This window comes from Labrys wisconsinensis (assembly GCF_030814995.1).
GTDB classification, from domain to species: Bacteria; Pseudomonadota; Alphaproteobacteria; order Rhizobiales; family Labraceae; genus Labrys; species Labrys wisconsinensis.
On the sequence record NZ_JAUSVX010000011.1, the window covers coordinates 39,786 to 60,250 of the forward strand.

At 67.8% G+C, this 20,465-nt stretch carries 18 protein-coding genes; 10 read left to right on the top strand and 8 right to left on the bottom strand.

Annotated features, from left to right (window positions below; all coding sequences use genetic code 11):
• The first annotated feature begins 280 nt into the window (after positions 1–280).
• The 10 genes from QO011_RS25410 to QO011_RS25455 are packed head-to-tail and all read left to right on the top strand — an operon-like array spanning position 281 to position 12,078.
• Positions 281–2,401, top strand: a complete 2,121-nt coding sequence (locus QO011_RS25410; protein ID WP_307278305.1) for a hydantoinase/oxoprolinase family protein — start codon at positions 281–283, stop codon at positions 2,399–2,401.
• Positions 2,388–4,565, top strand: coding sequence for a hydantoinase B/oxoprolinase family protein (locus QO011_RS25415; protein ID WP_307278309.1), 2,178 nt, complete (start codon positions 2,388–2,390; stop codon positions 4,563–4,565). Before QO011_RS25410 ends, QO011_RS25415 begins: the two co-directional genes overlap by 14 nt.
• 15 nt (positions 4,566–4,580) lie before the next feature.
• A complete protein-coding gene (locus tag QO011_RS25420; RefSeq protein ID WP_307278311.1) occupies positions 4,581–5,342 on the top strand; it encodes an SDR family NAD(P)-dependent oxidoreductase in 762 nt (253 codons plus the stop codon).
• A gap of 43 nt (positions 5,343–5,385) precedes the next feature.
• A complete protein-coding gene (locus tag QO011_RS25425; protein WP_307278314.1) occupies positions 5,386–6,840 on the top strand; it encodes an aldehyde dehydrogenase family protein in 1,455 nt (484 codons plus the stop codon).
• Between the two features lie 9 nt (positions 6,841–6,849).
• Positions 6,850–7,656, top strand: a complete 807-nt coding sequence (locus tag QO011_RS25430; RefSeq protein WP_307278316.1) for a class II aldolase/adducin family protein — start codon at positions 6,850–6,852, stop codon at positions 7,654–7,656.
• The gene (locus tag QO011_RS25435) at positions 7,653–8,768 is read left to right on the top strand and encodes a cupin domain-containing protein (RefSeq protein WP_307278319.1); all 1,116 of its coding nucleotides are present in this window, start codon (positions 7,653–7,655) and stop codon (positions 8,766–8,768) included. The genes QO011_RS25430 and QO011_RS25435 overlap by 4 nt, the downstream gene beginning before the upstream one ends.
• Positions 8,765–9,400, top strand: a complete 636-nt coding sequence (locus tag QO011_RS25440) for a maleylpyruvate isomerase N-terminal domain-containing protein (RefSeq protein WP_307278322.1) — start codon at positions 8,765–8,767, stop codon at positions 9,398–9,400. The genes QO011_RS25435 and QO011_RS25440 overlap by 4 nt, the downstream gene beginning before the upstream one ends.
• Before the next feature lie 34 nt (positions 9,401–9,434).
• The gene (locus tag QO011_RS25445) at positions 9,435–10,139 is read left to right on the top strand and encodes a fumarylacetoacetate hydrolase family protein (protein ID WP_307278324.1); all 705 of its coding nucleotides are present in this window, start codon (positions 9,435–9,437) and stop codon (positions 10,137–10,139) included.
• Entirely contained in the window at positions 10,139–10,783 is a 645-nt protein-coding gene (gene maiA / locus QO011_RS25450; RefSeq protein ID WP_307279007.1) for a maleylacetoacetate isomerase, read from the top strand. Before QO011_RS25445 ends, maiA begins: the two co-directional genes overlap by 1 nt.
• A 59-nt stretch (positions 10,784–10,842) precedes the next feature.
• The gene (locus tag QO011_RS25455) at positions 10,843–12,078 is read left to right on the top strand and encodes a 3-hydroxybenzoate 6-monooxygenase (protein WP_307278328.1); all 1,236 of its coding nucleotides are present in this window, start codon (positions 10,843–10,845) and stop codon (positions 12,076–12,078) included.
• 45 nt (positions 12,079–12,123) lie between these two features.
• Here QO011_RS25455 and QO011_RS25460 read toward each other — a convergent pair whose 3' ends face one another.
• From QO011_RS25460 to QO011_RS25495, 8 genes are all read right to left on the bottom strand, one after another.
• Entirely contained in the window at positions 12,124–12,609 is a 486-nt protein-coding gene (locus tag QO011_RS25460; protein ID WP_307278331.1) for a nuclear transport factor 2 family protein, read from the bottom strand.
• Positions 12,610–12,661: 52 nt separating this feature from the next.
• On the bottom strand, positions 12,662–14,383 hold the full coding sequence (locus QO011_RS25465; RefSeq protein ID WP_307278333.1) for a GMC family oxidoreductase: 1,722 nt from the start codon (positions 14,381–14,383) through the stop codon (positions 12,662–12,664).
• 43 nt (positions 14,384–14,426) lie between these two features.
• The gene (locus QO011_RS25470) at positions 14,427–16,091 is read right to left on the bottom strand and encodes an aldehyde dehydrogenase family protein (RefSeq protein ID WP_307278335.1); all 1,665 of its coding nucleotides are present in this window, start codon (positions 16,089–16,091) and stop codon (positions 14,427–14,429) included.
• A 223-nt stretch (positions 16,092–16,314) separates the two neighbouring features.
• Positions 16,315–17,190, bottom strand: coding sequence for an alpha/beta hydrolase (locus QO011_RS25475; protein WP_307278338.1), 876 nt, complete (start codon positions 17,188–17,190; stop codon positions 16,315–16,317).
• Between the two features lie 189 nt (positions 17,191–17,379).
• Positions 17,380–17,979, bottom strand: coding sequence for an NAD(P)H:quinone oxidoreductase (gene wrbA, locus QO011_RS25480; RefSeq protein WP_307278340.1), 600 nt, complete (start codon positions 17,977–17,979; stop codon positions 17,380–17,382).
• A 30-nt stretch (positions 17,980–18,009) separates the two neighbouring features.
• A complete protein-coding gene (locus QO011_RS25485; RefSeq protein WP_307278343.1) occupies positions 18,010–18,720 on the bottom strand; it encodes a pirin family protein in 711 nt (236 codons plus the stop codon).
• A gap of 131 nt (positions 18,721–18,851) precedes the next feature.
• Positions 18,852–19,319, bottom strand: coding sequence for a nuclear transport factor 2 family protein (locus QO011_RS25490; protein WP_307278346.1), 468 nt, complete (start codon positions 19,317–19,319; stop codon positions 18,852–18,854).
• Between the two features lie 196 nt (positions 19,320–19,515).
• Complete coding sequence (locus QO011_RS25495) at positions 19,516–20,412, bottom strand: helix-turn-helix transcriptional regulator (protein ID WP_307278349.1); 897 nt, start codon at positions 20,410–20,412, stop codon at positions 19,516–19,518.
• Positions 20,413–20,465 lie beyond the last annotated feature (53 nt).

Sequence of the window (20,465 nt, forward strand, 5' to 3'; positions counted from 1 at the left end):
AGGGCGGCGCGTCCGTCGTGGCGTCTGCCCCACGATCCTGCCCATGCGCCCGGCTTCCCGAGGGAATGGGCGGGTTCAATTCATAGTCAAATGACTATGGATTTCTGAGAAATATATATTGGATCGAAGAGATTCCTCCCGCTAGCGTCCAGACATGGATGCGGGACCTCGGACCGCGGCAAAGCAGGATTCCTCTGACGGACGATTTGACGCTTCCCGGCCCAAGTGGCTGGACGAGCGGCAAAAAACAGATCCGCAGCGGGAGCCTGGGAGGAAACCTATGTTCTTGGGTGTCGACATCGGCGGTACGTTCACCGACCTCGTCATGCTCGACGGGGATGGCGGCCTGGTCACGGCAAAGGCGCTGTCGACACCGGGCGAGCTCGAGCTCGGCGTCTTCGCCGCTGTTGCGGAGGCTGCGGCCCAGCGCGGGATGACCGGCGAGGAGCTGCTGGCGAAGGTCACGGCCTTCGGCCATGGGACGACGCAGGCCACGAACGCCGTCATCGAGCGGGACGGGGCACGGACGGGGCTCCTGGCCACCCGCGGTTTTGGCGATACGCTGGCGATCCAGCGCCTGATGGGCTTCACCGCCGGCGTGCCGGTGGATCGCCTGGGCTGGTATTCCCGCCGCCGATATCCCGCGCCCATCGTGCCGCGCCATCTCGTGCGTGAACTGCGCGAGCGCGTCGATCATGCCGGCAAGATCCTCCTGCCGCTCGATGAGGACGAGGTGCGCAAGGCCGTCCGCGAGCTCGTTGCCGCCGGCGTCGAGACCTTCGCCGTCGCCTTGCTGTGGTCCTTCCGCAATCCCGAGCACGAGCACCGGGTGGGGCGCGTCATCCGCGAGGAGGCGCCCGGCGCCTTCGTCAGCCTCTCCAGCGAGATCGCGCCGGTTCTCGGCGAGTACGAGCGCACGGCCACGGCGGCGCTCAATTCATACCTGGCGCCGAAGGTCGTCTCCTATCTCGACGGCATCGAGCAGATGCTTCGCAAGCGCGGCTTCAAGGGCGCGTTCTCGATCCTGAATTCGGCCGGCGGGGTCATGCCCGTGGCGGAAGCAGCCCGCCGGCCGGTCACTCTCGTCACCTCCGGGCCGACGGGCGGCGTGATGGGCTCCATCCATCTGGCCAAGAAGCTCGGCTACCGCAACATCATCACCACGGACATGGGCGGCACCTCGTTCGACGTCGCGATCGTGGTCGAGGGCAAGCCGCTGATGTCGACCAATCACGAGGCCGGCGGCTTCCACATCGCCACGCCGATGGTCGAGGTGCGGGCCATCGGTGCGGGCGGGGGATCGATTGCCCGTGTCGTCGATGGCCAGCTGCGCATCGGCCCGGACAGCGCCGGCGCCCGTCCCGGCCCGGTCTGCTACGGGCGCGGCGGCACCCGTCCCACGGTGACGGATGCCGACGTCGTCCTCGGCATCATCGATCCCGACACGTTCCTGGGCGGCAAGATGAAGCTCGACCGCGCGGCCGCGGCCCTGGCGATCGAGGAGCAGATCGCAAAGCCTCTGGGCCTTTCGGTGGAGCAAGCCGCGGCCGGCATGCGCCGCATCGTCGACGCGCAGATGGCCGACACGCTGCGGGAGGTGACGATCGGGCGCGGCTTCGATCCGCGCGATTTCGTCATCTTCGCCTATGGCGGGGCCGGCCCGGTCCATTGCGCCGGCTACGGCGTGGAGCTGGGAGTGCCCAGGATGGTGGTGCCGGTCACCTCCATGGCCCATTCCGCCTACGGTGCGCTGGCTGCCGACCTGCAGTTTTCCACCGAGCGGGCCTTGCTCATGCGCGGCGGCGGCGGGGACCGCGACGCCAGCGAAGGGCTCGATGCCGCCCGCATCCAGACCGCCTTCGGCGAGCTGGAGGCCGAGTGCCTGGACGCGATGAGCCGGGCCGGCGTTGAGGCCGCCGATATCCGTCTCGTGCGCAGCGCCGACCTGCGCTACCGGCGGCAGACCAACGACCTCATCATTCCCCTCGATGCCGGCGCCGTGACGGCGAGCTCGCTCGCCGATCTGGCGGCCCGCTTCGAGCAGACCTACGAGCAGACCTATGGGAAGGGCTCGGCTTTCCGCGAGGCCGGCATCGAGCTCACCACTGTGCGCGTCGAGGCATTCGGCAAGGCGCGGCGGCCGGAAATCGCCCTGCATGCCCCGACCGAGGCACCCGCGCCCGGCCGCCGTTCGATCTTCGAGCCCGTCGTCGGCCGCCGCATGGACTGCGCCGTCCACAACTGGCGCGACCTGCCGATGGGCTTCACCGTCGAGGGGCCGGCCGTCATCGAACACCCGGAAACCTCGGTCTTCGTGGCGGCTGGGCAGGTCGCCCGCCTCGATGCCCATTCCAACATCACCATCGAGCAACGCCAGGAGAGCCGTGATGGCCGCCGCTGAGAGGAGCATCGACCCGATCACCTTCGAGGTGGTGCGCAACAAGCTCCAGGCCATCACCGAGGAGCAGGCGATCACGCTGAAATCGGTCTCCGGCTCGCCGGTCGTCACCGAAGCCACCGATTTCAACAACGGTCTCTATCTTGCCGACGGCTCGATCGTCACCATGGGGCCGCAGGTCCTGTTCCACACCGGAACGATGTCCTCGGTCATCCGCTCGATCAACGCCAATTTCGCCGAGAATCCCGGCATCCGCGAGGGTGACATGTTCATCCTCAACGATCCCTATCGCGGCGCCATCCACCAGCCCGACGTCTCGATCGTCGCGCCGGTCTTCCACGAGGGACGCCATGTCGCCTGGGCGGGCTCCTGTGCCCACCAGCTCGACGTCGGCGGCATGAGCTTCGGATCCTGGGCGATCGGCGCCACCGAGATCCAGCAGGAGGCCATGCTGCTTCCCGGCATCAGGATCGTGGAAGGCGGCGTGCTGCGCCAGGACCTCTGGCAGATGATCATGGGCATGACGCGCCTGCCGCATATGCTCGGTCTCGACCTGAAGGCGATGATCGCGGCGAACAATGTCGCCGCCCGCCGGCTCGTCGAGCTCATGGGCCGGTACGGCGGCGAGACCGTCGAGACCATCATGCGAGAGGAGATCGCAAGCTCCGAGCGGCAGATGCGCCAGGTTCTCGCCGCCCTGCCGGACGGTGTGTTCCGCGCCAGGGACTATATCGAGCACGACGGCCATCAGAACGCGCTCTACCAGGTCTGCGTCACCGCCACCAAGACAGGCGACCGGCTCACCCTCGACATGACCGGCACCTCGCCGCAGGCGCCCGGCTTCATCAATTGCACGGCCTCGGGAATGCGCGGCGCCGCAATGTCCGGGCTGCTGCCGATCCTTGCGCCGCGCATCCGCTGGAACGAGGGGATCCTGCACGCCGTCGATTTCGTGGCGCCGGAAGGCATTCTCTGCAATGCGACCTGGCCGGCGCCGATCTCGTCCGGCACGATCTCGACGGCGTGGATCGTGCAGAACGTCGTCGTCGCAGCGCTTTCGCGCCTGGTCGCGTTCTCTCCCGACAACAGGAACGAGGGGCAGGCCGTCACCAAGGGCCACATGATGGTGATGACGCTTGCCGGCAAGGATCGGGAAGGCGCGCCGTTCGGCACCTTCCTGCTGGATTCGACCGCCGGCGGCGGCGGCGCCTTTCCCGATCACGACGGCCTCGACGGCTCGGGGGACTACTGCGTGCCCCGCCCGGCAATCGCCAATGTCGAGGCGAACGAGGCGAACGGCCCCTTCCTCTATCTCTTCCGCTCCTTCGTTCGCGACACGGGAGGGCCGGGGCGCCAGAGAGGCGGCGCGGGAACCGCATTGGCCATCGTGCCCTACGGCACCCCGGGATTGCAGGCCATGATGCTGGGCCACGGCGTCGAGGTCCCCAATGCGACCGGTCAGTTCGGCGGGCTTCCCGGAGCTTGCGGACGCAATTTCAGGCTGAGCGGCGCGGGTTCGGTGGAGCGCATCGTGGGCCTGGCCGGCAATCTCGAGGAGATGCTCGCGGCCGGGGTGGAGGAGCTCGGGCCGAAGCCCGGCCGGATGCCGCTGACCTCGCACGACATACTCGGCTATGCCTTCCAGGGCGGCGGCGGCTATGGCGATCCCCTGAAGCGGCTGCCTGCGGCCGTGCGGACCGACGTTCTGAACGGCCATGTCAGCCTCGAAGCTGCGCGTGCGCAGTTCGGCGTCGCGATCCGCGATGGCGAGGTCGATATCGCCGCGACCGAGCGGGCACGGGATGCGATGCGCATTCGCCGTCTCGGCGGGCGGGCGCCCGCCCGCCGTCCCGGCGATGGCGAGATGCGCCTTCGGCGGGGACGCTTCGCCTGCTCCTGCGGCTGCGATCTCGGTGCGGCCGGCGAGAACTGGAAGGACCAGGCTCGAAGCTATCGTGTCGAGCCCGACGCCTACGGCCCGCACATCCGCACCCATGCCGAGCTCGAACTGCGCGAGCATGTCTGCCCGGACTGCGGCTCGCTCCTCGAGGCCGAAGTGGTGCGCAAGGGCGATCCCTCTCTCGTCACGGTGCTGCTGGAGGCGGGGGACGGGGGCGAAGCGGGGAAGGCGCCCTCACGCCGAGAGACGGCAACGGTTGCGGCTTAGACAGAGGCATACACCATGCAACGCTATCCCGAAAAAGGCGCCGTGATCGTCACGGGCGCGGCGCAGGGCATCGGGCGCCGCCTGGCGCTCACGCTCGTTGCCGAAGGGGTCGATGTCCTGATTGCGGACTGGAACGCCGAAAAGGGCGAGGCCGTGGCCCGCGAGGAGACGCCGGGAACCGGCAGGCGACTGTTCGTGCGCACGGACGTGGCCAGCGAGGATAGCTGCCGCGAGGCCGCCGACCGGGCGTCGGAAGCCTTCGGCGGCGTTTTCGGCCTCGTCAACAATGCCTCGATCTTCTCCACGCTGAAGATGAGGCCGTTCTGGGAAATCCCGGGAGACGAGTGGGACCGGGTCCAGGCCATCAACCTGAAGGGGGTCTTCAACATGACCCGCGCGGCCCGCGAGGCGCTGGTCGGATCGGGGGAGGCCTCGATCGTCAACATTGCCTCTTCGACCCTGCTCTTCGGCAGGCCGAACTATGCGCATTACGTATCGTCCAAGGCCGGCGTGATGGGGCTGTCGCGAGCCATGGCGCGAGAGCTGGGCGATCACGGCGTGCGCGTCAACACGCTGACCCCGGGGCCGACCTTCACCGAAGTCGAGCGGGCGACCGTCACGCCGGAGCAGAAGGCGGCGATGATCCAGCAGCAATGCCTCAAGCGTGCCGGCGGCCCGGACGACATCGCCGATGCGATCGCCTTCCTGCTGTCGCGGCAGGCCCGCTGGATCACCGGCCAGCTCCTCAATGTCGACGGCGGCATGATCACCCATTGAAAGCGGGCGGCGGCGCGGCCCGCCCCTGAAGCAGGAGCCCATGATGGCTTATGTCACGAACTCGGACCGCATGCTGATCGGCGGCGAGCTGGTCCACAGCTCGAACGGCGAATTCGATCCCTCCATCAATCCGGCGAACGAGGCGGTGATCGGGCGCTCGCCGCGCGGAACGACGGAGGATGTGGCGCGCGCCGTGGCGAGCGCGCAGGCGGCCTGGCCCGCCTGGGCAGCCACGACGCCCGGCGAGCGCGGGGCCCGGATGCGCGCGTTCGGCCAGGCGCTGAAGGCCCGGGCCGAGGAGATCCTGCATGTCGAAGTGGCGGACACCGGCAACACCATCACGCCGATGCGCGGCGACGTGGGAATGGCCGTGGAAAGCCTCGACTACTATGCCGGCCTGATCCACGAGCTGAAGGGGGAGACCATCCCGGCGACGCCGGACAATCTGCACATCACGCTTCGCGAACCCTATGGGGTCGTCGCCCGCATTGCGCCGTTCAACCATCCGCTGATGTTCGCCGTGGCGCGCACGGCCGCCGCGCTCGCCGCCGGAAACGCGGTCATCGTCAAGCCGCCGGAGACGAGCCCGCTCTCGGCCATGGTGCTCGCCGAAATCGCCCGGGAGGCGCTGCCGCAGGGCGTCTTCAACATCGTCACCGGGACGGGTGCGACGGTCGGCGATGCCATCGTGCGTCATCCCGACATCAAGCGCATCGCCTTCATCGGCTCGCCCGGGACCGGTCGCGCCATCCAGCGCGCCGCCGCCGATGTGGCGGTCAAGCACGTGACGCTGGAACTCGGCGGCAAGAACCCGCTGATCGCCTTTCCCGACACCGATCCGGACGTGATCGCGGCGGCCGCCATGCGCGGCATGAATTTCACCTGGCAGGGGCAGTCCTGCGGCTCGACGAGCCGGCTCCTCCTGCACGAGGACATTCACGATGCGGTCCTGGACCGCGTGGTGGAGCGCGTCTCGAAGCTGAGGCTCGGCGATCCCGCCGATCCGGCGACGGATATGGGGCCGGTGAATTCGCGCGTGCAGCTCGAGAAGGTGCTCGCCTTCTTCGAGGCGGCCAAGGTGGACGGCGCGAGGCTGATGACGGGCGGGGGCCGGCCGGACGGAGCGCCGTTCCGCAGGGGCTTCTGGGTGGAGCCGACCGTCTATGCCGATGTCAGGCCCGGCATGCGGCTGTGGCAGGAGGAGGTCTTCGGCCCGATCCTCTCGGTCGGACGCTGGAAGACCGTCGACGAGGCGGTCGAGCTCGCCAACAGCACCGAATACGGCCTCACCGGCGCCGTGTGGACCAACGACATCCGCAACGCGCTCAACGTCGCGCGCCGCGTGCGGTCCGGCCACATCTGGATCAACGGCTGCTCGAGCCACTTCCTGGGCGTCCCCTTCGGCGGGATGAAGAATTCCGGCGTGGGGCGGGAGGAGGGGATCGAGGAGATGGTCTCCTACACCGAGGCCAAGACCATCAACATCATGCTGAACTGAGAGCGAGCCATGTGCACATCCGCCGGCCACGGCCACCCCATCGCCGTCGACGTCGCCGACAGCGCTCCCGCGAGCGCGGCGGCCTCCCCTCGGCTCATCGAGACCCTCGTCCTCGCCAACCATATCCTGTTCGACCAGGGCGTGGTCGATGCATTCGGCCATGTCAGCGTGCGCCATGACGAGCGGCCCGACCGCTTCCTCCTGGCGCGCAACATGGCGCCGGGCCGCGTCCACGCCGAGGACATCATCGAATTCACGCTCGACGGCGAAGCCGTCAACGCCGGCGGCCGCAAGGTCTATCTCGAACGGTTCATCCACGGCGAAATCTACCGTCGGCGGCCGGATGTGCAGGCCGTCGTGCACAGCCATTCCCATGCGATCGTGCCCCTGAGCGTCGTCAAGGGCGTGAGGCTCAGGGCGCTGTTCCACATGGCCGGCTTCGTCGGGCAGGGCGCGCCCGTCTTCGAGATCAGGGAGACGGGCGGAGAGGCGACCGATCTGCTGATCAGCAACCGGCGGCTCGGCGCCGCGCTGGCCGAGACGTTCGATGCGAGCGACATCGTGCTGATGCGCGGCCACGGCTCCACCGTGGTCGGCGGCTCCCTGCAGCAGGTGGTCTACCGGGCCGTCTACGCGGAGATCAACGCACGCTATCAGCTCGAGGCCACCCGCCTCGGCGAGGTCGTCTATCTCACGGAGGGCGAGAGCCAGGCCGCGGTCCGCAACGTGGAGGCGCAGGTGCAGCGCCCCTGGGACCTGTGGGTCGAGCAGGCGAAGGCCCGCCGCGCCGGCAGCGAGCAGGGGAGGCCGGCATGAACGGCCTGCCGGACGCCAGGGATCACGCAGCGGTCAAGAATACGATGCAGCCCGAGGATACGCCGGAGCTTCGCGAGCTCTATGCCGGCTTCGAGCGGGAGCACCTCATCCCGCTCTGGACGCAACTCGGCGACCTCATGCCGATTCATCCCCGGCCGAAGGCCGTGCCCCATGTCTGGAAATGGGCGAGCCTCTATCCGCTGGCGCGCCGCTCGGGCGATCTCGTCCCGGTCGGACGCGGTGGCGAGCGGCGGGCGATCGGCCTTGCCAATCCCGGCCTCGGCGGCCGGGCCTATGTGAGTCCGACGCTCTGGGCGGCGATCCAGTTCCTCGGGCCGAAGGAGACGGCGCCGGAGCACCGCCATTCGCAGAACGCCTTTCGCTTCGTCGTGGAGGGAGAGGGGGTCTGGACCGTCGTCAACGGCGATCCCGTCCGCATGAGCCGCGGCGATTTCCTCCTGACCCCGGGTTGGCATTTCCACGGCCATCACAACGAGACCGACAAGCCCATGGCCTGGATCGACGGGCTCGACATTCCGTTCTCCTATCAGAACGATGTCGGCTTCTTCGAGTTCGGCTCCGAGCGCGTGACCGACACCGCGACGCCCCGCTTCTCGCGCGGCGAGCGGCTGTGGTGCCATCCCGGCCTTCGGCCCTTGTCGGGCCTGCAGAACACGGTCAGCTCGCCGATCTCGGCCTATCGCTGGGAGCATACCGATCGCGCCCTGACCGAGCAGCTGCTGCTGGAGGACGAAGGGCAACCGGCGACGCTGGAGCAGGGCCACGCGGCGGTCCGCTATGTCAATCCCACGACCGGCGGCGACGTCATGCCGACAATTCGGGCCGAGTTCCACCGGCTGCGGGCGGGGACACGGACGCCCGCCCGCCGGGACGTCGGCTCCTCGGTCTTCCAGGTCTTCTCCGGCCGCGGCTCCGTCGTTCTGGCGGGAGAGGAGACCGTGCTCGATGTCGGCGACCTCTTCGTCGTTCCCTCCTGGGTATCCTGGTCCCTGCAGGCCGAGACGAGCTTCGATCTCTTCCGCTTTTCCGACGCGCCGATCATGGAGCGGCTGCATTTCGATCGCAGCCATGTCGAGGGGCGGCAGGGATGACCGGGACGCTGCGGCCGCGCGAGGAGGAGCAGGCGCTCGTGGCTTTGCGCGAGCGGCAGGGCAAGGGCGCGCGCTACGATTCGCCGGCCGCTCCGGCGCGCGAGCTCCTGTGGGCCCGGCGCGGCGCGGCCTATTTCGCGCGCCGGCTCGGAGAGCTCGACGACGAGGGCCTGGACGGGCCGTCGCTGGTGCCGGGCTGCGGCCGCCGCCTTCTCGTGTCCCATGTCGGCTACCAGGCTCGCGCGCTGGCGCGCATCGCCGAGGCGGCACACGAGGGGCGGGAGAAGGAAGGCCTCGGAGATCCGGACCAGCCGCCGGACGACGTGGCGCTCGGCGCGACGCTGCCGGCCCATGCCCTGCGCTACCTCTTCGAGCATGCCCAGGCTCACCTGAGCGTCGCATGGCGCGATCTTTCGGATGCCGCCTGGGACAGGCCCGTCGAGTCGCTGAGCGGGCGGAGCGTGACGCCGCGCGGCACGGTGCGCGAGCGCGCCGCGTCGATCTGGATCCACGCCGTCGATCTCGGCAATGGCGGCTCGATCCATGACCTTCCACCGGAGCTTCTCGCCGCGGTCGAGGCGGAGGGACGGCCTCGCCCGCCCTTCGCGCTGCCGGCGGCGCGTCTGGGATGATCCCGAACACCGTCTTGCTGAGGACCCGAGCCCGATGAGCGCAACCAAGAGAGTGTTTCCTGCCGCGGAATTCACGGCGATCCCCGTGCGGGGCGAGGAGGGCGCCTATCCCGTGCATCGGATCTTCTGCGTCGGCCGCAACTATGCCGACCATGCCAGGGAGATGGGGGTCGAGGTGGACCGGGAGGCGCCGTTCTACTTCCTGAAGTCGCCGCTTGCCGCGGTCGCGAGCGGACTGACGCTGCCCTATCCGCCGGGAACCGCCAATTACCATTATGAGATGGAGCTCGTCGTCGCCATCGGCCGACCGGCGTTCCGTATCGGCGCCGCCGATGCGCCGTCCGCCGTCTACGGCTATGCCGCCGGGCTCGACATGACGCGCCGGGATCTGCAGCTCGAGGCACGGGCCAAGGGGCGGCCCTGGGACCTGGGCAAGGATTTCGAGCAATCGGCGGTCATTGCCGCGATCACCAAGGCCGGCGATTTCGGTCCCATCGGTCCCCAGCGCATCCGCCTCGCAGTGGACGGGCAGGTGCGCCAGGATGCGCATCTGGCCGACCTGGTCTGGCCGGTGCCGGACATCATCGCGCATCTGTCGGGGTACTACCACCTCGTCCCCGGCGACCTCATCTTCACCGGCACGCCCGCCGGCGTCGGGCCGATCGTCGCCGGCCATGTGGTCTGCGGCGAAATCGATGGCCTCGAGCCGGTCTCGCTGAGGATCGGAGCGGCGGAATGATCACGCTCCGGGGCTATTTCCGCAGCTCGGCCGCCTATCGCTGTCGCATCGCCTTCAATCTGAAGGGCGTGCCGTACGAGCTCGTGCCGGTGCATCTGCGCCGAGACGGCGGGGAGCAGAAGAAGCCGGCCTATCGCGCGCTGAATCCGCAGGCGCTGGTGCCGGCCCTGCAGATCGACGGAGCGATCCTCACCCAGTCGCTCGCCATCATCGAATGGCTGGATGAGACCCATCCGGACCCGCCGCTGCTGCCGGTGGATCGCAACGAACGGGCCCGTGCGCGCGCCTTCGCCCAGGCCATCGCCTGCGACATCCACCCGCTGCAGAACCTGAGGGTGCTCGACTATCTCAAGACGGAGCTCGGGCAGCCGCAGGCCGTGCTCGACGCCTGGTGCCGGCACTGGATCGGCGAAGGGCTTTCGGCGTGTGAGGCCCTCCTGGCGCGTGCAGGCCAGCCCGGGTCTTTTGCCTTCGGCGACAGGCCCGGGCTGGCCGACATCTGCCTGGTGCCGCAGCTCTTCTCCGCCGATCGCTTCGGCATCGATCTCACCGCCATGCCGCGCCTGACGGCGGTGCGCGCGGCCTGCGAGGCCCTGCCGGCCTTCGCGGCGGCTCATCCCTCGCGCCAGCCGGACAGCGAATAACCGCGAGGACCGGCGCCCCAGCGCGGAGCCGGACACCTGATGCTCAGGGAGGAGACTGCATGAGCGAACGGCTTCCCATCATCATCGCCGGTGGCGGCATCGGCGGCCTGGCGACCGCCGCGGGCCTTGCCCGAAAGGGGTTCAGATCCATCGTCCTGGAAAAGGCGCCCCAGCTCGGCGAGATCGGCGCCGGCATCCAGCTCGGACCCAATGCTTTCCACGCCTTCGACTATCTCGGCGTGGGCGACACGGCGCGCCGCATGGCGGTCTATATCGACAGCCTGCGGTTCATGGATGCCATGACCGGGGACGAGGTGACCCGCATTCCCCTCGACGAGGCTTTCCGCAAACGCTTCGGCAACCCGTATGCCGTCGTTCATCGCGGTGAGCTGTTCGGCGTTTTCCTGCGAGCCTGCCAAGCGAGCCCGCTGGTCGAGCTGCGAGCCGGCTGCGAGGTGAGGAGCTACGAGCAGGACGGAACCGGCGTCACCGCCGTTCTCGCCGACGGCGGTCGCATCCGGGGTTCGGCCCTGCTGGGAGCGGACGGGCTGTGGTCGAACATTCGCAAGCAGGTCGTCGGAGACGGGGCACCGCGCGTGTCCGGGCATACGACCTATCGCTCCGTCATTCCGGTGGAGGATATGCCGGAGGATCTGCGCTGGAACGCGGCAACGCTTTGGGCGGGGCCGAAGTGCCACATCGTGCACTATCCGCTTTCGGGTTGGAAGCTCTTCAACCTCGTCGTCACCTGCCACAACGACGCCCCGGAACCCGTGGCCGGCAAGCCCGCGACGCATGAGGAGGTCTCCAAGGGCTTCGCCCATGTCGCGCCCGTCGCGCGCCAGATCATCGAGCGTGGCCGGGACTGGAAGCTCTGGGTGCTGTGCGATCGCGAGCCGGTCTCCAACTGGGTCGATGGCCGCGTCGCCCTGCTCGGAGATGCCGCCCATCCCATGCTGCAATATTTCGCGCAAGGCGCCTGCATGGCCATGGAGGATGCGGTCTGCCTCGTGGCCGAGATGGAAGCAGCCGGTGGGGACGCGGAAAAGGCGCTTCCGTCCTACAATCGCAAGCGCGCGCTGCGCACTGCGCGCGTCCAGCTGCAATCGCGCGAGATCGGCCAGCACATCTACCACCCCGCCGGCGCTCATGCTCAATTGCGCAACGCCGTCATGCGCGCCAAGTCGCCGGCCGATTGGTATGACGCCATCGCCTGGCTCTACGGATCGACCGGACTCGATGGGGTGGTGTCCAGGGAAACGCTGCAAGCCGCCTTACCTGGCGAAGCGGCATAGGTCTGTCATTCCGAAAGGGCGCGAGCCGGGCTGGAGCAGAACGCGTCAGCCCGCGCCCATCGGGCGGGTGTCGATCCAGTCGACCATCAGCTTTCGTTGCCGGAAGTACCAATGGCCGTCCAGCTTCACGAAATGATCGAGGTACCGGATCGAAGCGATCATCAGGCTCCGGCCGGGACCATCGGATCTGACGTGATGGGCCAGGCAGTAGGAGATCCCCGTTGCGGAGTCCGGTGCCCATGTCACGGTGCACTGACCGTTGAAGTGCGTCGTCGCCTCATACGTGCTCAGATTTTCGAACACGGGGCGCAGGCCGTCGCGACCGTGAATGGCCTGCGTCGGGGCGGCGTTGCGGCTGTCCATGTAGACCAGGAACTCGGTATCCGCCGTGAACAGGGACATCTGGCCCTCGACGTCGCGGCGGTCGGCGCAGTGGGCATAGGCGTCGACGAGCTCGCGAATGGCGAGACGATCGGCAACCTCTCGCGAGGTGAGATCACGATGGTCGGGTCGTTGCATGGAAAGGGTCATCGGCTGCTCCCTGGCTCCGCGCTCTCCGGCCGCGCGATGTCCTGCTTCTTCATCATGTGGCGGCCTTGATCAGGTCGGCGGCGCGGCCGCCGATCATGAAGGCCGGAGCATTGGTCGGGCCCGAAATGATCGACGGCATGACGGAGGCGTCCGCCACGCGCAGGCCGCGCAGGCCGTGGACGCGAAGCTCGCTGTCCACGACGGCATCGGCGCCGGTGCCGATCTTCGCAGTCCCCACCGCGTGACCGAAGCTCGCTGCCGCCGTCCGCGCCAGGTCGACCAGGTCCCGCCGGCTGGCGGCCTTGGGGCCTGGCACCACCTCCGCTTCGCGGACGCCGTCCAGGGCAGCCTTGCTGCCGAGCTCGCGCGCCGCTTCGATCGCCCGCACGATGGCGGCGAGGTCGCGGTCCGTGCCGAGATGGTTGCCCTCGATGACGGGCGCATCGCGCCAATCCGCGCTGGCAAGCCGGACATGGCCGCGGCTGGTCGGCTGGATGAGCGCCGGCGCGATCGTGAAGCCTTCCCCAGGGGGCGTGGCGCCGAACCGGGCAGCCGCCTCCGGCGTCGCGATCGGAAGCTGCTCCAGCACGAGGTTGATATCGGTGGTATGGCCGTCGATGCCGCTGGAGAAGTAGACTTCGGCCTCGACGGCGTTGCTGTCCGCGGGACGGTCGGGCATCTTCCCCTTGTATTGGTAGACGACGCCAGAGACGAGGACATGATCCTGCAGGTTCTGGCCGACACCCCGCAAGTTCGCGACCGGCTTGATTCCGAGCTTCTGCAATTGCGCGGCGTCGCCGATGCCCGACAGCATCAGCAGCTTCGCGCCGTTGACGGTGCCGGCCGAGAGGATCACTTCCCGGGTTGCCTGCACGTTCCGGACGCCGTCGCCGGTGACGAGCTCCACGCCGCTTGCCCGATCGCCCTCGAAGAGCACCTTTGTGACGTTGGTGTTCAGCGCGAGGGTGAGGTTCGGCCGATCGAGGTTCGGCCGCAGGAAGGCGCGCGCCGAGCTCACCCGGGTGCCGTCGGCGGCGATGTTCATGTTGATATAGCCGGCTCCGGCGCGCACCGGGTCGTTGGTGTCGTCGAGGATGGGAAAGCCCATCTGGCGTGCGGCCTCGATGAAGGCCGGCGCCGTCGGATGAGGGTCTCCCGGCCTGCGGATGTGGACGGGACCGCCGGCGCCGCGCCATTGGTTCGCGCCGCCCTCCCAATCCTCCTGCGCCTTGTAGGTCGGCAGGACGTCCTTGAAGGCCCAGCCTTTCGCGCCGCGCCGCTCCCAGGCGTCGTAGTCGCGCGCCAGGCCGCGCGACCACACCATCGCGTTGATGGAGCTGCCGCCGCCGAGAACGTGGCCGAGCGCCATGTTGAACTTTCGATTGTTCAGCTGGGGAACGGGGGCGATCGGCAGCTTCCAGTCCAGGGGGCCGCCGACATTGTAGAACCAGATGCTTGGATTGCCGATGGTGGGAGCCGTATCGGCACCGCCGGATTCGACGACCAGGACCTTGGCGCCGGTCTTCGACAGCTCGCCGGCGACGATCGCGCCGGACGCGCCCGCACCCACGACAATGTAGTCGTAGGCGCCCTCGAGCTTGGCCTGGTTGGCCGCCTGATTGTCGCCGGCGGCGAACGCCTGGTCCGCCGCCGCGGCCGAAAGCCCGGCGGTCAGACCGGCAGCGCCCGCCACCGCCAGGAAGCGGCGCCTCGTCAATTGCCCGCTCGCCACCTGGTCCAGAAGGACCTGCATCATTTCGTGGGCATTGGTCATCTCGGGTCCTCCATCTCGGCGGTCGAGCCGGGTGCATTGCGGCTCAGATCGGGTATTGGCGCTGGCCGCTGTGGGCGTTGATCCAGATGACGTCCTGGAACTCCTTCAGGCTGTCGGGACCGGTGCGGCCCCAGCCGCTGTCTCGCACGCCGCCCATCGGCGCATGAATCTCGTCGTTCACGGTCGGCGAGTTGACGTTGACGATGCCGGCCAGGATCTTCGGCGCCAGCTCGAACGCGCGATAGGTGTCGCCCGCGAGGATGGATGAGGTGAGCCCGTACAGGGTGCGGTTCGCCGCCTCGACTGCCTGCTCGGGGGTATCGACGACCTCGACCACGACGACCGGTCCGAAAGTCTCCTCATTGGCGACGGCGACATCGAGCGGCACGTTGCTGAGGATGGTCGGCTGGTAGATCTGGCCCTCGAAGACGCCGCCGGTATGCAATGTGGCGCCCTTGGCGAGCGCTTCCTTGACACGGTCGTCGCACAGCTTGACGGCAGCCGGCGTGATCAGCGGGCCGATGATGGTCTTGTGATCCTGGGGATCGCCGGATGGCAGCGTCCTGGTCCGGGCGGCGAATTTTTCGAGGAACTCGTCGGCGATCTTGCGCTGGATGATGATGCGGCGCGTGTTGAGGCAGATCTGTCCCTGGTGGAAGAAGGAGCCGAACGTCGCGGTGCGCACCGCATAGTCCACATCCACGTCATCGAGGATGATCATCGGGTTGTAGCCGCCCAGCTCCATCGTCGTGCGCTTGAGCGTTTCGCCGGCGCGCTTGGCGAGCATCTTCGCGGTCTTGACCCCGCCGATCAGGTTGATGACCCGCACGTCCGGGCTCTCGAAGAAGACATCGGCGATGGCGCCCGCGGCGCCCGGGGCATGGGTCACGACGTTGATGACCCCTGCCGGGAAGCCGGCCTCTTCCGCGATCTCAGCGAGAATGAGGCCGGCCGAAATCGGCGCGAGCTCGGACGGCTTCACCACCACCGTGTTGCCGGCAGCCACCGGCGACAGGACCGCGCGCCACGACAGGACGTTGGCGCCGTTCCACGGCGTGAAGCTCGCCACCACGCCCAGCGGCCGGCGCACCCCGATCGAGTGCGTGCCGGGCATGTTGGTCTCCAGGACCTCGCCCTTCGGCAGGTACATCCATCCGGCCGCCTGCTCGATGGTGGCGGCCACGAGGTCCTGCTGGAACGTGGCGAAGGAGATGGTGCTGCCGGTTTCGATGGCCAGGATTTCGGCGATCTCGGCGCGGCGCCGCTTGACGATCTCGGCCGCCCTGAAGAACAATTTTGCCCGCTCGGCCGGGGTCGTCTGCGACCAGGCCGGGAATGCCTTGGCGGCCGCGTCGACCGCCAGCTGCGCTTCCGGCCGGCCGCCCGCGGCGACGCGTGCATAGAGGCCGCGATCATAGGGCCGATAGACGTCGAACAGCTTGTGAGCTTCTGCCGTGCGCCATTCGCCGCCCGCGAAGTACTCATATTCCCTGATGCCGTTCACTTCGGTTACGCCACGTGCATGGGACATCGCATTTCTCCTTTGAAGAGCGGGCGTGGGATTGGCGCCGTCACCGAAAGCCCCTGATCCCAAGCGCTTCGGAATGGGCCGGCGAGCTGTCGGGTGCCGATGCCGATCGCGCCCGCGCCGGAGGCTGCGATCTGAGGCAGGCCGCCGGTCGTGATCAGGTTGCCGAAGCCTCGGCAACCCTGGCCCTGCCGGGACGACCGCTCGCGGCGCTCACACCGATTTTCATGATCATTGTTCCCGACGGCCCTTCACGCCTTGCAAGAGCAGCGCGAGGCAAGCACGCGGCGCGACTTGCGTCTTTCCCAGACTTGCGATTGTTTTGACCGCCTTTGCGGGGAAGCACCGGCTGCGAGGCGCCGCGAGTCTCCGGCGACCTCGGCCGTGCTCCCGAGCGAGGGCTTCACGGACCCGCCTGCGCCAGCCTCTCGGCGAGGAAAGCGCCGACGGCATCCAGGGCCTGGGCTGCCGCCTTCAGCCTTCCGATGCTTCCGGGAAAGCCGTGCGGCATCCCCATCCACACATCGAGCCGGGCGTCGACGCCGGCGGCAGCCGCACGCTCGACATAGCGGCGCGAGTCGTCGAGCAGCACCTCGTCGTCACCGACGTGGATGCGGACGGGCGGCATGCCGGCAAGTCGACCGTAGAGCGGCGAAGCCAGCGGATGATCCGCGTCGGCGCCGTCCAGGTAGGACTGCACGAGCTCCGCGACCTGCGGGCGCGTGAACAGGGGATCGGCATCGGCACGCGTCTCGTAGCTCGCGCCCGAAAGCGTGAGGTCGGTGATCGGCGACAGCACGGCAATGCCGAGGAGAGCCGTGTCGACGGCGGCGGCTTCGCCGGCAACGCGCGAGGCGAGCCCCAGCGCCAGATTGCCTCCGGCTGAGTCTCCCGTCAGGGCGATCCGATGAACGCCGCTCGCGGCAAGGGCGCGGTAGCAGGCCAGCACGTCGTCCGGGGCCGCCGGAAACGGGTGCTCGCGAGCAAGCCGATAGTCCGGGATGAACGCCCTCGTTCCCGCCCTCGCGGCGATATGCCCGACAAGATGGCGGTAGGCCCTGGCGGATCCGAAGTTGAACCAGCCGCCGTGCAGATGGAGGATTGCCTCGTCCGCCCGCCAATTCGCAGGGCGGACCCAAAATCCCGATAGGCCGCCGACGGTGTCTGCCTCGAACGTCACGTCGTCGCGCGGCAGGGCGCTCTCCATGACGGCGTCGAACTGGCCGCGCGCTTCGAGCCCGCGTCGCGCGCCTTTGGCTGGCCTGACCATGGCGCGCATCGCGGCGGCGATCGCGGCATCTCCGGGATCGAGCGGATGGATGACGACGACGTCCGTCGATGGGTGATCCGTGGCCGATCCCTGCATGGACAGGTCCTCCTTGAGTGGGAGCCGCAAGGCCAGCGGCAGGCGCGAAGCCTCCCGGGCCCTCATGCCGTCCGGCTCGGGTCCAGCAGCGTTCGCGCGGCATCAGCCGTGCAGCTTGTTCGCGACCTCCGCGACCCTGCGGCCCTGGTAGCGCGCACCGACCAGCTCGTTGGCCGTCGGCATGCGCGAGCCGTCGCCACCGGCGATCGTCGTGGCGCCGTACGGAGACCCGCCCGTAATCTCGTCGAGGGTCATCTGGCCGGCATGGCCGTAATCGAGCCCGACGATCACCATGCCGAAGTGCAGGAGATTGGTGATGATCGAGAACAGCGTCGTTTCCTGCCCGCCATGCTGCGTGGCGGTCGAGGTGAAGGCCCCGCCGACCTTGCCGTGCAAGGCGCCGCGCGCCCAGAGGCCGCCGGCCTGGTCCAGGAAATTGGCCATTTGCGACGACAGCCGGCCGAACCGGGTGCCGGCGCCGATGATGATCGCGTCGTAGGCCGCGAGGTCATCGACCTTCGCGATGGGAGCGGCCTGATCGATCTTGAAGTGCCAGGTGCGCGCGACCTCGTCGGGCACGAGCTCGGGAACGCGCTTGATGTCGACCTCTGCGCCGGCTTCCCGGGCTCCCTCGGCGACGGCCGCCGCCATGGTCTCGATATGGCCGTATGACGAATAATAGAGCACCAGAACCTTCGCCATGATGTTCTCCTCCCACCAATCGTGTTGTCGTCACGCGTGTCCCTGAAGAATATCGACCATGACCACATCCGCGTCCTCGATTGCCGTGATGGTGACGATGTCGATGTCCCTGATGGCGGCGCCGTCATTGGCGTGAATTCGGACGCCGTTGACGTCGACGGTCCCGAACGACGGCACGAGGTAGGCGAGCCGCGGTTCGCCGAGCCCGTGCTCGATCGACTCGCCACCCTTCAACCTGGCGTTCAGCACCCGGGCGCAGGCGCGAATGGGCAGGGCGTCGTGGTCGCCGTCCAAGCCACTCGCGATCGCCACGAAACATCCGGAGCGCTCGGTCGCGGGACATGGTTGAGCCCCCCAGGCGGGCGAGCCGCCGGACGACGTCGGCGTGATCCAGATCTGGAAGATTCGTGCCGACGCTTGCTCCAGGTTGTATTCGGCATGTCGGATGCCCGTACCGGCGCTGACGACCTGAACGTTTCCCGCTCCGAGCCTGCCTTCGTTGCCGAGACTGTCTCTGTGGGTGACGATGCCTTCGCGGACATAGATGATGATCTCGATATCGGCATGCACCTGCAGAGCAAAGCCCGCGTTTGGCGCGATCTCCTCGTCGTTCCAGCCGCGAATGCAGCCCCAGCCGCTCCGCGATGGATCGTCCTGCGCGGCCGGGGAAAAATGATGCCGGGCTTTGAGCCAGCCCAGGTCCTCGCCCGGGAGCTCGTCGAAGGGCCTGCGTTCGATCATCGGCACCCTCGGTCGTGGCCAGGAAGGGGCGGGTATCGGCCGGCGGTCGCCTCGAGAAGCGCGAGGTCGCGGGCGATGCTCCATGCGGGACCGCGTGAGGTCCCGCTGAAGGATATCGCCGATGTTCCCCATCAATGCCTGAGGGCCGCTCCGAGATTCATGAGCACACCGAGCTGCCCCAGAAGAATGGGAACCGCGACGTAGCAATGAAACGACGTGACCTTGCCATTCTCGATATGGAAGACGTCGCAGCACGGCGCGTGCATCTGCTTTCCCGTCGCAGGAATGGTTCCGGCCGGCATCACCAGATCGCCCTTATGCGTGCCGTTCAACGACAGCTCCACGATGACGACATTGTCGTGGAAATAGAAGCTGTCGAGTTGCCTGTGCATATCGGGAAAGGCGGCGGCATAGACGTCGACCGTCACGCCGATGTCGGAGCCATAGTATTTCTTGCCGGCAGCGACATCATAGAAGTAGCCGCCATCTGCAAAAAGCGAGACGAATTGCTGCGTGTCCTTCGAGTCTGCCTCCGCGAGATGGTACAGCCGGCGGATCAGTTGCTCGTTGCGGTCGTGCTCAGTCGTCTTGACGCTCATCTCGCTGTCCCGCTGAAGTGCTCGCCGGCTTCGGCGAAGGAAAGGCCGGAGCGGGAACAACAGCATTCGGGCCTGGTTCTGTCTTTCCCCGGCTTGCGGATCTTTTTGCCGCTCTTGCTGGCCAGTGCCCTCGCGGTCTGGAAGCCGGCGCGACCATCCTGCCGCGAGCACCCACGGAGGCGGCCTCTCCCGCGGGCTAGAGTCGACGGCGCTGATACTCCTTGGGCGTCATGCCGGTCGCGCGATGAAACGCTCGCGTGAAGCTCGCCTGCGACGAGAAGTGCGCATTGAGCGCGATCTCCGCCAGCGGCAGCTTGCCCGCGGCCAACTCCGCCATCGCATTCTCCAGCCGCATGCGGCTGATATAGCGATACGGCGGGACGCCCATGGCGAGCGTGAACTTCCGCGCAAAGTGGAACGTGCTATAATCCGCAACTCCCGCGAGATTCACGAGCGTTATGTCGTCGTCGATATTTGCCGAGATATAGTCGAGAACGCGGCGAAGCCGGCCCTGGTCGAGGTTGTGCGCGGACGATTCGGTGGATGCGCATGCCCCGCTGTCGCAATGCTTTCGAAGAAGCCTGGCCGCGAGCATCAGAGCGGCAGTTTCGACGTAGACGCGACTTGCGGCCGTCCCGACCGTGAGCTCGGAGAGGATTGAACGTCCGATCTGATCAATGACATCGTCGTCGATGCCGACGGCATGACGGATCGAATGGGCCGGTGCGGCCGGAAGGTTGAAATCGTCGTTCAACCGATCGAACAGCGTTGTCGGCAGGTACAGATGCAGTGTCTGGGGAATTGGCGCGGTTATGACGATCTCCTTGCCGACCCCGGCTGGGCTCAACCAGATCGCGCCGGTTCTCGGCATCGCCTCCTGGCAGAATCCGGCGCCGGTTCGCCTGACGAGACTGTCTTCGTTGCCGGCGACAACCAGGCAGATCTCCACATGCTGGGGAACGATCGCCGGAGCTTCGGCTACCCCATGCGCTCGCAGCTCCACCGATATCGTCGACCAGCCAAGCCCGGCGGACGAGGCCAGCAATGCCGACGTCGGAGGATATTTTCTGACGCCGTGTGTCTGCAGCTCCATCGAATCCTCCGAGGCGGCTTGCATCCATGGCGGATCGCGTTCCCGCAGCTGTC

Excerpts from the sequence above, each read along its gene's own strand:
- QO011_RS25410 (WP_307278305.1), top strand. The coding sequence starts at position 281 with ATGTTCTTGGGTGTCGACATCGGCGGTACGTTCACCGACCTCGTCATG.
- QO011_RS25460 (WP_307278331.1), bottom strand. The coding sequence starts at position 12,609 with ATGACCCTTTCCATGCAACGACCCGACCATCGTGATCTCACCTCGCGA.
- QO011_RS25445 (WP_307278324.1), top strand. The coding sequence starts at position 9,435 with ATGAGCGCAACCAAGAGAGTGTTTCCTGCCGCGGAATTCACGGCGATC.
- QO011_RS25495 (WP_307278349.1), bottom strand. The coding sequence starts at position 20,412 with ATGGAGCTGCAGACACACGGCGTCAGAAAATATCCTCCGACGTCGGCA.
- wrbA (WP_307278340.1), bottom strand. The coding sequence starts at position 17,979 with ATGGCGAAGGTTCTGGTGCTCTATTATTCGTCATACGGCCATATCGAG.
- QO011_RS25430 (WP_307278316.1), top strand. The coding sequence starts at position 6,850 with ATGTGCACATCCGCCGGCCACGGCCACCCCATCGCCGTCGACGTCGCC.
- QO011_RS25415 (WP_307278309.1), top strand. The coding sequence starts at position 2,388 with ATGGCCGCCGCTGAGAGGAGCATCGACCCGATCACCTTCGAGGTGGTG.
- QO011_RS25440 (WP_307278322.1), top strand. The coding sequence starts at position 8,765 with ATGACCGGGACGCTGCGGCCGCGCGAGGAGGAGCAGGCGCTCGTGGCT.
- QO011_RS25420 (WP_307278311.1), top strand. The coding sequence starts at position 4,581 with ATGCAACGCTATCCCGAAAAAGGCGCCGTGATCGTCACGGGCGCGGCG.
- QO011_RS25490 (WP_307278346.1), bottom strand. The coding sequence starts at position 19,319 with ATGAGCGTCAAGACGACTGAGCACGACCGCAACGAGCAACTGATCCGC.
- QO011_RS25465 (WP_307278333.1), bottom strand. The coding sequence starts at position 14,383 with ATGACCAATGCCCACGAAATGATGCAGGTCCTTCTGGACCAGGTGGCG.
- QO011_RS25425 (WP_307278314.1), top strand. The coding sequence starts at position 5,386 with ATGGCTTATGTCACGAACTCGGACCGCATGCTGATCGGCGGCGAGCTG.
- QO011_RS25485 (WP_307278343.1), bottom strand. The coding sequence starts at position 18,720 with ATGATCGAACGCAGGCCCTTCGACGAGCTCCCGGGCGAGGACCTGGGC.
- QO011_RS25455 (WP_307278328.1), top strand. The coding sequence starts at position 10,843 with ATGAGCGAACGGCTTCCCATCATCATCGCCGGTGGCGGCATCGGCGGC.
- QO011_RS25435 (WP_307278319.1), top strand. The coding sequence starts at position 7,653 with ATGAACGGCCTGCCGGACGCCAGGGATCACGCAGCGGTCAAGAATACG.
- QO011_RS25475 (WP_307278338.1), bottom strand. The coding sequence starts at position 17,190 with ATGCGCGCCATGGTCAGGCCAGCCAAAGGCGCGCGACGCGGGCTCGAA.